This window comes from Haloarcula rubripromontorii (assembly GCF_001280425.1).
Lineage (GTDB): Archaea > Halobacteriota > Halobacteria > Halobacteriales > Haloarculaceae > Haloarcula > Haloarcula rubripromontorii.
The window spans coordinates 1-11,965 of the sequence record NZ_LIUF01000001.1 but is presented as its reverse complement, the minus strand read 5'-3'; the positions used below and the strand labels follow the sequence as shown (position 1 = coordinate 11,965).

The following is an 11,965-nucleotide window of genomic DNA, read 5'->3' as shown; positions in this document are numbered from 1 at the left end:
TCTCGTCGATGACTAGCGGCCAGTACCACGACCGTGTTCAGACGCTCTCCCGGCGCGCTGAGACGGTCCGAAAGTCGCTCGATCCCAACCCCCCAGACGAGGAGCGCGCCATGGAAGTCCTTCGGGACGGATTCGGCCCCACCGTCGCGCTGTACTGCGAGGCCCGCACCGGGAGCAGGTGGGTCCGGTTCTCCGAGTCCGAGTTCGAGCGTCTTGAGGGAGCGATGAACGACTGGCTCGACTGCTACGCCGCCTGCTACGGCGTGGAGTTAGCCGGCACTTACGGCATCAGGGAAGCCGCGGAACTGCTCGTCGACACCCACAACGCCCGCGATGTGGCGCAGGTGCTAACCGGCGTTCCAGGGCGGTAGCGGCCGCTCCGTGAGAATTACATGGTTTTTGATAAAGGATTAAGTACTGTGTCGTGGTAGCAGATACCATGGAGTTAACAGAGCCACTGCAGTTCGACCACGAGGACCGACGGGACATCTACGAGTACGTCGAGTCACACGGGTCGGTGGAACCGAGGGCCGCCCGGTCGGCGCTACAGATGGACCCGCGACCGTTCGGCCATCACGTCGCGATACTCAAACGCGACGGCGTACTGGAGGAGATCGACGGGGAACTCCGCGTCGCCTACAACGACACTGTCGAAGAAGAGTTCGAGGCTGACGACATTGAGTTCACTATCCGCCAGGCGCGACAGGAGGATCTGACCGGCCTCGTCGGGGCTATCCGGGCCGCTATCGGCGGCGGCGAGTACGTCGACGCGGAGACCGTCGCCGACGTGGTGGACAGCGAGGGCGTGCTGCTCCGGCACAACGAACTGGAGTCGCGCATCTTCTTTGTCGCCTGCATCAACGACGACGTGGTCGGCTGGGTCCATCTCAAGCACCCCGAAGTCGAGAAGCTCAGTCACACGGCAGAGCTAACGCTGGGTGTGCTCGAACGGTATCGGGGTCACGGCATCGGCTCCCAGTTGCTCGCCCGGGGCACCGAATGGGCGTCGTCGAACGGCTACGAGAAACTGTACAACTCGGTCCCATCGACGAACGAGGACGCAATCGAGTTCCTCGACGGCCACGGCTGGGACACTGAAGCCGTCCGCGAGGACCACTACAAGTTCGGCGACGAGTACGCCGACGAAGTGATGATGGAGATCGACCTCTAGCTCGGTCCCAGCGCCCGAATCGTCGCCCGAGCCAGCTCCCCGTCGACCTGCTGTGGTACCGTTAGCAGAAGTCGGTCGATGACAGCTCTGTCCGCAATACTATCTCGTTTCTCCCGCGCCTGTTCCGGCGTCCCTACGATGCCGAGGTCAGCCGTCATTTCGTCGGTGACGAGTTCTGTTGCTTCGCCGCGGTCACCCGCCTGCCAGGCGTCGGCGATGCGTTCCGCCCGGTCCGGATACGTCTCTGCGACAGCCCGGCGGTAGCCCTCGCCGCTGCCGACGTAATAGGCGATGTGCTGCCGGAGTTCCTCGGTCGCCCGGTCGGGGTCCTCGTGGACCACCGCCGGCACGTACGGCGCGACCGTAATCTCGCTCGGGTCGCGGTCGGCATCGCGTGCAGTCTCGGCGATGTAGTCGAACGACGCTTCGAGCTCAGAGAATGGAACCATGTGCGGGAGCCAGCCGTCGGCGAGTCGGGCGACGACTCGCCTGTTCGCTGGCCCGAGGGCAGCGTGGTACACCGGCACGTCACGGTCCAGCGGTGGAACACCCCTGACCGAGACCACCTCGCCGTCGTAGGTTACCCGCTCGTCGCTCGTCATGAGCTGTTTGATGATATCGATGGTCTCGTGGGCGCGACGGACCGGGCGCTCGAACTCCATGCTGTGCATGTTCTCGATGGACCGGGCTGTACTCGTCCCCAGCCCCAGCACTGCCCGCCCGTCCGAAACCCTGTCGAGGGTCGTCGCTGTCATCGCCAGTACGGCCGGTGACCGCGAGAAGACGTTGAGTATCGCGCTGCCGATCTCGATGTCGTCGGTCCGGGTTGCGATGTCCGTGAGTTCGACGACGGAGCTAGCACCCCACAGTTCGTTCAGCCAGACCGAGTCGTAGCCGTGGTCTTCGGCTTCGACGGCCAGGTCGATTGTGCTGTGGTCCTCGACGCGTGGCACGACGACTCCCAGATGCATGGTGTGACCGACTGTTGGAAAGCTAATAAAGAATCGTGTTAATCTCGCCCTAGCGCTCCACAGCCCCGCCGCGCTTACTCTTGGCCGATCATCCGCTCCTGTTCCTGCCAGTACTCCTCGCGGAGCTCGTATTTCTGGATTTTTCCGGTCGCCGTTTCGGGGAGCGAGTCCCGGAAGTCGATGCCTGATGGGACCTTGTAGCTCGCGACGCGTTCTCTGAGGAAATCCAGAACATCCTGTTCGGTCGCATCACTGTCGGCTGTCGGGACGACAATTGCCATCGGCGTTTCGCCCCAGTCCTCGCTTGGAGCCGGAATGACTGCGGCTTTCAGGACATCGGGGTGGTCGTACAGTTCGTCTTCCAGTTCTATCGAGGAGATGTTCTCGCCCCCGGAGATGATGATGTCCTTCCGGCGGTCCATGATCTGTATCATCCCGTCGTCGTCCCACGTCGCGAGGTCGCCGGTGTGGAAGTACCCCTCGATGCGGTCGTTGAAGGCCTCCTCGGTGATTTCGGGCTTGTTGAGATAGCGGTCCATCACCTGATTGCCCTGCACCACGATCTCACCGATGGTCGCCCCGTCGCGTGGCACGTCGTTGCCGTCCTCGTCGACGACCCGGATGTCGGTACACAGCGCCTCCGAGCCCTGCTTCACCTTGAGTTCCCGGCCCCGTTCGGCGATACGTCGCGGAGAGTTGCTGGTCGTGATGATGGGTGCTGTCTCGGTCAGCCCGTAAATGTGGATGATGCGCCAGCCGAACTCGTCTTCGACGCGCTCGATGGTGGCCGTTGCCGGGGCGCTGCCGGCCGTCGCGATTCGCACGTCGCGGTCACCCTGTGTCACTACGTCGCCGTCGTTGGCCCGGTAGTGCTGGATGAGTTTGTTCAGCACCGTCGGCGCGCCGCACATGAACGACACGTCGTACTCGCGGACCCGGCGGAAGGTGTCCGCGGCGTCGAAGGTCCGCTGACAGACGTGTGTCCCGCCTGTCCCGGTGATCGCGTAGGTGTGGCCCCAGCCGTTGCAGTGGAACATCGGCAGCGTCCAGAGATACGTGTCGTCGTCGCGTATCTCCATGTGTTGGTTGAGCACCAGCGCGTGCCAGCTCTCGGTCCGATGGGTCCTGACCACGCCCTTCGGGTCCCCTGTCGTTCCGGACGTGTAGTTGATGCTGGCATCGTCGTCTTCGGTCATGTCCGGCCGGTCCGGTTCGGCTGTCGGTTGTCCGTCGAGGACATCGCTGTACCCCTCCCATTCCCCGTCGATACGGTCGGGCTTGTAGCCGATGAACGTCTCTGCAGGGATGTCGTTCCGTACCGGCTGGACCTTCTCCGCGAAGTCGTAATCGGCGATGACTGTTGCGGCTTCACAGTCGTTCAGAATATACTCGATTTTCGCAGGATCGAGCCGGTAGTTCAGCGGAACGAACACCGCGCCGAGTTTGTTTGCCGCGTACAGCGTCTCGATAAAGTAGTGCGTGTTCGGCGCGAGGAGCGCCACGCGACTTCCCTTCGAGACACCGCGGTCCGACAGCGCGTGTGCCAACTGATTGACCCGTTCGTTTACCTCCGCGTACGTGTACTCGGTCCCGTCATGGGCGACGATACCGGTCACGTCGCCATAGATGTCCGCTGCACGGTCGATGAAGTCGGTGGTGAGCATCTCGCGTTTCATGATAACACGCCTCACTTGTCGTATTCAAACCCAATTATTATTATATTTTCTTCGAGAACAGTTGACAGCCTGCTGATTCAGTACCCACGTGTGAAGTAACGCGTCACTTCCGGCAACACCGGCCTACGGCCACTTGTCCTCGTGGCCGTCTATCGGCGCCGGGACGACGCCGTCTTTTTGCGCCCAGACGCGGGCATGGTCCGGACATACCGTTCGGTTCGCGTCCCAGGGGATGTGGAGTTCGACCGCGGCCTCGTTTTCGCAACCGTCCTCCGCACACCGTGTCATAGGAGCGCGACGGCAATCATGGTGACCAGTATCGACGCGGTCAGCATGGCCTGCACAACGCCGGAGGCCAGCATCCCCGCGGTCGTCACCAGCGCCGCCTTCAGGCCACCTCTGGCGTCCTCTTGACGATAGAACTCGACGACGAACACCGTGCCAGCGACGCCCAGCAGGATGCCGAGCGGGCCGGTGACAAAGAAGAGAACGAGCGCGACGACGCCGGCGAGGGCTGCCGTCCAGTTCGACGCCCCGCCGACGCGTGCGGCGACGGCCCCACCCGCGACATCGACAGCCCACGTCAGCAGCCCGACCAGCGTCAGCAGGGCCAGCAAGAGCGTCCCGGGGTCGGTCATGCCGCTCGCGACCCAGTACAGGTACACGCCGGCGAGTGAGACGAGCGCGCCGGGGACCTGTGGCGTGAGACTGCCGATGACGCCGCCGATCAGGAGCGCAAACGCGAGTACAAACAACAGCGTTTCGAGGCCAAGCAGGCTCATTGGTGTCTGTCGAGTTCCTCCTGTACCCAAGGGTCGCCGTACAGACGCGTCAACCTTTCGACTATTCCGCCGAGTGTCCGCATGCACTCACGCTCAGAGACGAATCCCAGTTCATCGGCGACTGTCGGCCACGGCTGTGCTTGTAAAACCTTCTTGACCAGCAGGCGCTCCTCCCGCGGCGCGAGCGCGGTCGGGTCGATGGGGTCCGACAGGTGCCGGCAGGCGAGTTCGCGGAACGGCTTCGGGTTCGTGTCGAGAACCGACGCGCCGCCGGGGACGCCGGCTACCAGTCGCCACTCCCACTTGGAGAGGGAGAGGGAGGGCGCTCTCGCGGTCGCTCGAAGTACTGCCCGAACCACGTCAGGGCCACAGTCGTCGAGCGGGTCCGACAGCACTGCGGCGATGCGGTCCTGAAACCACGCACCGTGCCGCGCCGCGAGCGCCGCCCCGTCATCGGAACACGGGTCCACCATCACGACGGAGTACTCGCCGCTCGTCGCGTTCCGCGAGGTGGCGAGGTGTACCGTTTGATATCCGTTGTCCGCCCAGAAACGGACCAGTTCCGGCGTCGCGCCGTAGCCGACACCCAGCCAGTCCACGTGGTCGGCGAACTCCGCTTTGATATTCGAGAGGAGTTCGGAGCCGAGTCCTCTGGAGCGGACCGCGGCGTGGGTTGCGATACGGAGGACCCGCTGGCCGACCGGGATCCCGGCGGCTTCGTCACGGAGTTGCGTCGACAGCACGTCCGGGAGCATGTTTCCCCGCACCCGTCCGCCTTCATACATCGTGGCTCGCGTGTCAGCCGAGAGCCCACCCTCCTGTGCCAGCAACGCCACAGCAACGACGTGGCCATCGTGGGTCAGCGCCCGGACAGTGAGATTGGGTGCGTCGAGCAGCCGAGCCAGGTCCGAGGGTTCCGTCCGGTAATGCGCCAGCACGAGCAGGCCAAACACCTCCCTGAGCAGGTGTTCGTCGGCGAGCAGGTCCGCCGCGGAAAGCCGGCGGTACTCGACGGTCTCCGGCGTCGAATCTGCGATGAGCTGGTCGGCCGGCGGGCGGGCATCCAGCAACAGCGCCCGGAAGGCCCACACCTCCACGGGGTCGGCGTCGCCGTACCGAATCGGCGTCGTCATCGACACGTCGGTGACAGCGCGGTCGCTCTCGGAAAGGTGGTCACGGAACCGGACGGAGAAGCCCCGGCCTGCTCCCTCGTAGCCGTGAACAGTTGTGGTGAAAGCGACCGCCGGTGCGTCAAGGAACTGCTCCAGCCGTCGGACTGGCAGGGCCGCGGCCTCGTCGACGATGACCACGTCGGGACCATCCGGAAGCAATGCAGCTTCGTCCGGCGGCGCATAGCGCACACAGCCCGCGCCCGCAACATCGAGCCGCTGGGGGTTCGACGCCCGGTCGCGCACGAACTCAACGTCGAACGTCTCCAGCAGGTGCGTCGCCCGCGTGAACACCTCGCCGGCGCTCCGGTACTGCGGCGCGGTCACCAGCACGTCTCTGCCCGCCGCGGCGAGGTTCCCGGCGGCCAGCCCGGCGGCGCTGGATTTCCCTCGGCCCCGGTCGGCCTCGACCACGACTGCCTCGTCGTCCTGCTGCAGGGACTCGAACGCCCGGACCGCGTCCCGCTGGTCGTCGGTGAGGCACTGGACGTAGGTCTCGGGGCGGAACTGCGCGCCGGCGGGCGGGATCGGACTCGGAACCGGACGGCTCGGTGGCGGGTCTGTCAGACCGTCCTGCTCGACAGTTCCCGAGTCTGCGTCGACGATGGCGATACCCCGGTGTGCCCGGAGCGTCTCGACGAACCGCCGGCGGAAGTGGCCGCTCACGTCCTCGACGCCGAACGGCGGAACTGCGAGCGAGGCGTCGAACCCGTCGCGTTTCTCGGGCCACGTTTCCAGTGGTGGCGCGAGGAGGACGTAGAGGCCGCCGCCGTCGACGGCACCGACGGTCCGCCCGACCGCGTCCGGTCGCAGTTCCTCGTGCGCATCGAGGACGACAGCTGTCTGCGTCCGGCCCAGAAGCTCCTCGGCGCGGGACTGCTCGTGGTGTTCACAGTCGAGGAACGGCTCCGGACCGACGACAGTCGTCTCCGCGCTGGGGATGTCCACCGCGTCGAGCGCTGCTGCCGCTCGCTCCCGCGTCGTTTCAGGGTCGCCCGCCAGAACGAGGAGCCGCCGCTCGTTTGCGCGACGGGCCTCCGCTCGGAGCGACCGCGCGATGTCCATACCGGAGGTGGCAGACGCGCCAGTATGGGCCTGACGGTCCCGCCCACGGAGCCACCGGTGTTTTTCACGCGACCGGCCACAGTCGCCGGTATGGCTCCCCTCCAGACCCCGCTCTGTTCCGAGATCAATATCGAACACCCAGTCGTGCAGGCACCGGTCGGAAGCGTCTCGACGCCGGCCCTGGCCGCGGCAGTTGCAGACGCAGGTGGCCTCGGGATGCTGGCGATGTCGTGGCGCGAGGCCGACTCGATTCGCGATGCGTACACCGCCGCCGCAGCCGCGACCGATGGCGTGGTCGGCGTCAACGTCGTCCTCGACGAGTCGACGGGCGTCCTGTCCCCCTCGGCATGTCTCGATGCCTGTCTGGACGCCGGCGCGTCGGTCGTCTCGTTTTCCTTCGGTGACGCAGAGCAGTACATCGACCGGGTACACGCCGCCGGCGGGACGGCGATGGTCACCGTCGGGAGCGCCGCCGAGGCAAGGATCGCTGTCGACGCCGGGGCCGACGTGGTGGTCGCACAGGGCCGGGAAGCCGGCGGTCACGTCCAGAGCGACGTGACCACGATGGCGTTGCTCCCGCGGGTGGCCGATACAGTCGAGGTGCCGGTCGTCGCGGCCGGCGGTCTCGGCGACGGCCGCGGCCTCGCGGCGGCGCTGACGCTCGGAGCCGATGGCGGCTGGTTCGGCACTCGGTTCGTGGCGACCGAAGAATCGGGCGCACACGAGACATACCGGCAACGAATCGTCGACGCGCCCGAGACGGCGACGCGGTTTACCGACCTGTTCGACCGGGGCTGGCCGGACCAGCCACACCGGGTGCTGGAGACCGACGAGGTCCGACAGCAGGCCGAACACGACTCAGATGAACTGGACGATGCCAGCGACCCCGAACAGATTGCACAGACGCCCGACTGCGAGCCGATCAGTCGGTTTGCTGATATGCCACCGCTTGCGGGGATGACTGGCGATGTCGAGGCCCTGCCACACTACGCCGGCCAGAGTGCCGGCCTCACACAGGACGTACGACCCGCCGGCGAGGTGGTGGCCCGTCTTGTCTCGGACGCGCGGGCTGCGCTGGCCGATGCGTCGGCGACTGCGGAATAGGCAGACCCCCCGACAGCACCTGTGTGGCGGGCTGGCACGCGATTTCGGCTTCGAAAGCGCTTTTAGGGCCGGTAGCACAGAATGGGGTACAGCCTGCGCCGAGTTGATGATGCTCCCAGCCTTTTCAGGATACACACCATCACGGTGTGACGGGCCTCGCGGCCCGGACACGGCGGGGGAGCCTGAGCTCGCGCGCAGGAGGTGAACATACAAATGCCAGTATACGTAGATTTCGACGTTCCCGCGGACCTCGAAGACGACGCCCTTGAGGCGCTCGAGGTTGCCCGGGACACAGGCGCAGTAAAGAAGGGTACAAACGAGACGACCAAAGCCATCGAGCGCGGCTCCGCCGAGCTCGTCTTCGTCGCCGAAGATGTCCAGCCCGAGGAGATCGTCATGCACATTCCGGAGCTCGCTGACGAGAAGGGCGTTCCCTTCATCTTCGTCGAGCAGCAGGACGACCTCGGTCACGCCGCCGGGCTCGAAGTCGGCTCGGCTGCCGCAGCCGTCACCGACGCCGGTGAGGCTGACGCCGATGTCGAGGACATCGCCGACAAGGTCGAGGAGCTTCGGTGAGGTGACCTCGGATGAGTGCTGAGGAATCCGAAAGCAGCGGTTCCACGCCCGCCGAGGTTATCGAAGTCGTGGGCCGGACGGGGATGCACGGCGAGGCCATGCAGGTCAAGTGCCGCATCCGCGAAGGCGAGAACCAAGGGCGCATCATCACGCGCAACGTTCTCGGCCCGGTCCGCGAAGGTGACGTGCTCCAGCTCCGCGAGACGGCCCGCGAGGCCGACACTATCGGAGGGCAGTAACCATGCCCCGGACACGCGAATGTGACTACTGCGGCACGGACATCGAGCCCGGCACGGGCACGATGTTCGTCCACAAGGACGGCGCGACCACGCACTTCTGTTCCTCGAAGTGCGAGAACAACGCCGACCTGGGCCGCGAGGCCCGCAACCTCGAATGGACCGACACCGCCCGCGGCGAGGCCGGTGAGGACGAGGCCGAAGCAGTCGAAGCTGACGCTGACGAGGCAGAAGCGGAGGCCGAGACGGCTGCGGACGAGGCTGCCGAAGACGGCGCTGCCGACGAGGCCGACGCAGAGGCTGAGGCCGAAGACGACGAGGAAGCTGAGGAGGCTGAGGCCTGATGTCCGAGCACGAGCGCACCTTCGTGATGGTCAAGCCCGACGGCGTCCAGCGCGGCCTCATCGGGGACATCGTCTCCCGCTTCGAGGACCGCGGCCTGAAGATGGTCGGTGGCAAGTTCATGCAGATCGACCAGGAACTCGCCGAAGAACACTACGGCGAGCACGAGGACAAGCCGTTCTTCGACGGGCTCGTCGACTTCATCACGTCCGGCCCCGTGTTCGCGATGGTCTGGGAAGGCCAGGACGCGACCCGGCAGGTCCGGAACATGATGGGCGAGACCGACCCCGCCGAGTCTGCGCCCGGTACCATCCGCGGCGACTACGGCCTCGACCTCGGTCGGAACGTCATCCACGGCTCCGACCACGAGGACGAGGGCGCAAACGAGCGCGAAATCGAGCTGTTCTTCGACGAGGACGAACTCGTCGACTGGGACCAGATCGACGCGCCCTGGCTGTACGAGTAACGCCAGGTCGACTGCTGCGTTTTTCCAGCACAACCACCTTGAGGACGGCGACCGTATCGCCAGTATGAGCCTGACGCTCTACCAACTGGACGGCTGTCCGTACTGTGAGACGGTTGCGGACCGACTGGACGAACTCGGTATCGACTACGACAGCGTCTGGGTTGAGGCGCTCCACTCGAAACGCGACGAGGTGAAACGCGTCTCCGGCCAGCGGGGCGTCCCGGTGCTGGTCGACGACGACCGCGGCGTCACGATGGCCGAGTCCGAGCGCATCCTCGAATTCATCGACACGACCTACGCGCCCGAAGCCCAGTCGGCGTAGAGATATCGGGCGGCCGCGCCGAGACTCGCAAATACGAGCGGGAAGAAAAACAGCAGGATGAGGAGCCACAGCACTGCCGGTGCGGCCTGTCCCTCACCCCCGCCGTCGAACATGACCGTCCGGACGAACACGAAGCTCCCCGCGAACCCCGTTGCGACATAACCGAATCCGATGCCGGTGCCGACGAGCGCCGCCTCTTCGAGCAGGCTGTCCGACCGGGTATCGCCGCGATAGCGTTCAAACAGCGCGCCGACGACGAGCAACGCGACAACCGGAATCAGGAAATAGACGAACGGCGGGACGCTCGCACCCTGTGCGCCGTACAGGACGTTTCGGGCGGCCGAGCCGTACACCTCTGCGTCCGACGCCGTCACCAACGTCGGCACGTGGTGGGCGTTGTACAGCACGAACCCGTACTGGACTAGTCGGTCCGACAGCTCCGGGAGGTCGACCGACGACGGGCCGACGAGAAACAGCAGTGCGACGAGCAAATACTCGACAGCCAGCGTTCCGATTGCGACACCGGCCGCGCGGAGCCACGGAAACGTCCGGAGGCTCTCGGCTAGCAAGTGACTCTCCGGCTGCGGCTGTTCGGCGGTGGCAGTCGGCGGCTCGTCGACCAGCGACTCGTCGACCGGTGGTCCGGCCCCCTCGTCGCCCGCCTCGTCGGTCCCGTGTTCAGTCACGTCTAGCCGTATCAACTTCAATGACGGAAAAAAGGGTTCCGGTGGTCGCTACTCCGACTCGAAGTCAAGCGCCGCACCGTTGATGCAGTACCGCTTTCCGGTCGGCTCCGGCCCGTCATCAAACACGTGACCCAGATGACCGCCACACTCGGCACAAACGACTTCCGTTCGCTGCATCCCGTGGCTGTTGTCCGCCCGTGTTTCGACGTTGCCCTCCTGATACACGTCCCAGAAGCTCGGCCAGCCGGTCTCTGATTCGAATTTCCGGTCGCTATCGAACAGTTCCGTCCCACAGCCGGCACAGGTGAACACGCCCTCGCCTTCTACGTCGATGAGGTCGCTGCTAAACCGCGGCTCTGTTCCGGACTCGCGGAGGATTCGGTACTCCTCGTCAGAGAGTATCTCGCGCCATTCTTCGTCCGTCCCCGGCAGTTCTTCTTCGGATTCACTCATACACTACCGTACGCCCTCCAGCGGTAAAAACGTAGACCCATCTGGCGGTCTCACCCACACTGCAGGTCCAGCGATGCGGCGTATCCGGGTCGTCAATGAAGGCGCACAGTGGTTGCAGTGTGGCAGTCACAACTTCTCGTCGATGTGGTCTGCCGTCTTCAGCGCGAGTGCAACGATTGTGAGTGTCGGGTAGTCGCTTGACTCGCTCGGCCGTCCCCACAGCGACCAGCCCGACCACAGAGAGGCCCACGGCCACGGCGACGCCCGGAAGGTAGCTCATAACGGCCGTGTAGAACGGCTGGGCTCCCAGAACCAGCACCAGCCACGCCGCGAACGCTGTCGCGTTGACACCGCCGACGACCAGCCATGCGACGACTCCGGCAAAGGTCAGTATCCAGACCGCTGTGGCGACTGTCCAGTAGCCGATGACCCCGTGGAAGGCGTCGTGGATGACAAGCCCAGCGACCCCACCGAGCGGTGCTGCGGGGCCGGTGAGGACAGCCGCTGCAACGAATGCACCGCCGACGGACGCCGCCGAAATGGCTGTCCGCGTCCCCATCTCGACGAAGAGAAATCCGACGACGGCCGCCAGCGCCACCTGCACTTGCGTCCCTCTACCCACCCTTAGCTGATTGGTTGCCCCTCACATACAGACGCAAATACGTTCATCGCTCTTCCGAAGCAGATTGTTGGTCGGGTAGAGCTGTCGCTGTGAAAGCGTAGCGGGCAAGGGTGACGCGAACGCGTCACCCGGACGCAATGTTCCCATTTGAATTGCTGAGTTCAGAGGAGAGCGCCGCGAACCTGCTGGAGCAGGTTCGCTGGCGCGAGGGCCTCTGTTGCCCGCGCTGCCGGTCTGAATCGGTGATCAAACACGGCAGCTATCGAGAGTATCAACGGTATCTCTGTAAGGATTGCGACCGCACGTTCAACGACAAGACCGGCA

At 65.1% G+C, this 11,965-nt stretch carries 17 protein-coding genes; 9 read left to right on the top strand and 8 right to left on the bottom strand.

Features of this window, described 5'->3' with window-relative positions:
* Positions 1-8: 8 nt before the first annotated feature.
* Positions 9-371: a hypothetical protein gene (locus tag AMS69_RS00075; RefSeq protein WP_053966079.1), complete on the top strand. Its 363-nt coding sequence runs from the start codon at positions 9-11 to the stop codon at positions 369-371.
* A 68-nt stretch (positions 372-439) separates the two neighbouring features.
* Positions 440-1,171 carry a GNAT family N-acetyltransferase gene (locus tag AMS69_RS00070; protein ID WP_053966078.1) on the top strand — a complete coding sequence of 244 codons (732 nt, stop codon included), beginning with the start codon at positions 440-442 and terminating at the stop codon, positions 1,169-1,171.
* Here AMS69_RS00070 and AMS69_RS00065 read toward each other — a convergent pair.
* The 5 genes from AMS69_RS00065 to tmcA all read right to left on the bottom strand — a co-directional run bounded on the left by AMS69_RS00065 (position 1,168) and on the right by tmcA (position 6,834).
* The gene (locus AMS69_RS00065) at positions 1,168-2,142 is read right to left on the bottom strand and encodes an LLM class flavin-dependent oxidoreductase (RefSeq protein ID WP_053966077.1); all 975 of its coding nucleotides are present in this window, start codon (positions 2,140-2,142) and stop codon (positions 1,168-1,170) included. The two genes, AMS69_RS00070 and AMS69_RS00065, sit on opposite strands and share 4 nt — an antisense overlap.
* Before the next feature lie 74 nt (positions 2,143-2,216).
* Complete coding sequence (locus AMS69_RS00060; protein ID WP_053966076.1) at positions 2,217-3,818, bottom strand: class I adenylate-forming enzyme family protein; 1,602 nt, start codon at positions 3,816-3,818, stop codon at positions 2,217-2,219.
* Positions 3,819-3,941: 123 nt separating this feature from the next.
* Complete coding sequence (locus AMS69_RS20425) at positions 3,942-4,106, bottom strand: hypothetical protein (RefSeq protein ID WP_170083808.1); 165 nt, start codon at positions 4,104-4,106, stop codon at positions 3,942-3,944.
* Positions 4,103-4,600 (bottom strand): DUF456 domain-containing protein, encoded by a 498-nt coding sequence (locus AMS69_RS00055; RefSeq protein WP_053966075.1) that lies wholly within the window; start codon positions 4,598-4,600, stop codon positions 4,103-4,105. Before AMS69_RS00055 ends, AMS69_RS20425 begins: the two co-directional genes overlap by 4 nt.
* The gene (tmcA, locus tag AMS69_RS00050; protein ID WP_053966074.1) at positions 4,597-6,834 is read right to left on the bottom strand and encodes a tRNA(Met) cytidine acetyltransferase TmcA; all 2,238 of its coding nucleotides are present in this window, start codon (positions 6,832-6,834) and stop codon (positions 4,597-4,599) included. Before tmcA ends, AMS69_RS00055 begins: the two co-directional genes overlap by 4 nt.
* 90 nt (positions 6,835-6,924) lie before the next feature.
* On the opposite strand from tmcA, the gene AMS69_RS00045 reads away from it, so the two are divergent.
* The 6 genes from AMS69_RS00045 (at position 6,925) to AMS69_RS00020 (ending at position 9,880) form a co-directional block, all read left to right on the top strand.
* The gene (locus AMS69_RS00045) at positions 6,925-7,938 is read left to right on the top strand and encodes an NAD(P)H-dependent flavin oxidoreductase (protein WP_053966073.1); all 1,014 of its coding nucleotides are present in this window, start codon (positions 6,925-6,927) and stop codon (positions 7,936-7,938) included.
* A 213-nt stretch (positions 7,939-8,151) separates the two neighbouring features.
* Positions 8,152-8,514, top strand: a complete 363-nt coding sequence (rpl7ae, locus tag AMS69_RS00040; protein WP_004516765.1) for a 50S ribosomal protein L7Ae — start codon at positions 8,152-8,154, stop codon at positions 8,512-8,514.
* A gap of 11 nt (positions 8,515-8,525) precedes the next feature.
* Positions 8,526-8,753, top strand: coding sequence for a 30S ribosomal protein S28e (locus tag AMS69_RS00035; protein WP_004516764.1), 228 nt, complete (start codon positions 8,526-8,528; stop codon positions 8,751-8,753).
* A 2-nt stretch (positions 8,754-8,755) separates the two neighbouring features.
* Positions 8,756-9,094, top strand: a complete 339-nt coding sequence (locus tag AMS69_RS00030; RefSeq protein WP_053966072.1) for a 50S ribosomal protein L24e — start codon at positions 8,756-8,758, stop codon at positions 9,092-9,094.
* Positions 9,094-9,558, top strand: coding sequence for a nucleoside-diphosphate kinase (gene ndk / locus AMS69_RS00025; protein WP_053966071.1), 465 nt, complete (start codon positions 9,094-9,096; stop codon positions 9,556-9,558). Before AMS69_RS00030 ends, ndk begins: the two co-directional genes overlap by 1 nt.
* Before the next feature lie 64 nt (positions 9,559-9,622).
* On the top strand, positions 9,623-9,880 hold the full coding sequence (locus tag AMS69_RS00020) for a glutaredoxin family protein (protein WP_053966070.1): 258 nt from the start codon (positions 9,623-9,625) through the stop codon (positions 9,878-9,880).
* Here AMS69_RS00020 and AMS69_RS00015 read toward each other — a convergent pair.
* The 3 genes from AMS69_RS00015 to AMS69_RS20420 are packed head-to-tail and all read right to left on the bottom strand — an operon-like array spanning position 9,853 to position 11,641.
* Complete coding sequence (locus AMS69_RS00015) at positions 9,853-10,566, bottom strand: hypothetical protein (RefSeq protein ID WP_053966069.1); 714 nt, start codon at positions 10,564-10,566, stop codon at positions 9,853-9,855. The genes AMS69_RS00020 and AMS69_RS00015 overlap by 28 nt on opposite strands.
* 48 nt (positions 10,567-10,614) lie before the next feature.
* Positions 10,615-11,019 carry a peptide-methionine (R)-S-oxide reductase MsrB gene (gene msrB / locus AMS69_RS00010; protein WP_053966068.1) on the bottom strand — a complete coding sequence of 135 codons (405 nt, stop codon included), beginning with the start codon at positions 11,017-11,019 and terminating at the stop codon, positions 10,615-10,617.
* Positions 11,012-11,641, bottom strand: coding sequence for a hypothetical protein (locus tag AMS69_RS20420; protein ID WP_202904499.1), 630 nt, complete (start codon positions 11,639-11,641; stop codon positions 11,012-11,014). Before AMS69_RS20420 ends, msrB begins: the two co-directional genes overlap by 8 nt.
* 137 nt (positions 11,642-11,778) lie before the next feature.
* Here AMS69_RS20420 and AMS69_RS19530 point away from each other — a divergent pair.
* The coding region (locus AMS69_RS19530; protein ID WP_162230980.1) for an IS1/IS1595 family N-terminal zinc-binding domain-containing protein at positions 11,779-11,965 on the top strand (187 nt) is incomplete at its 3' end.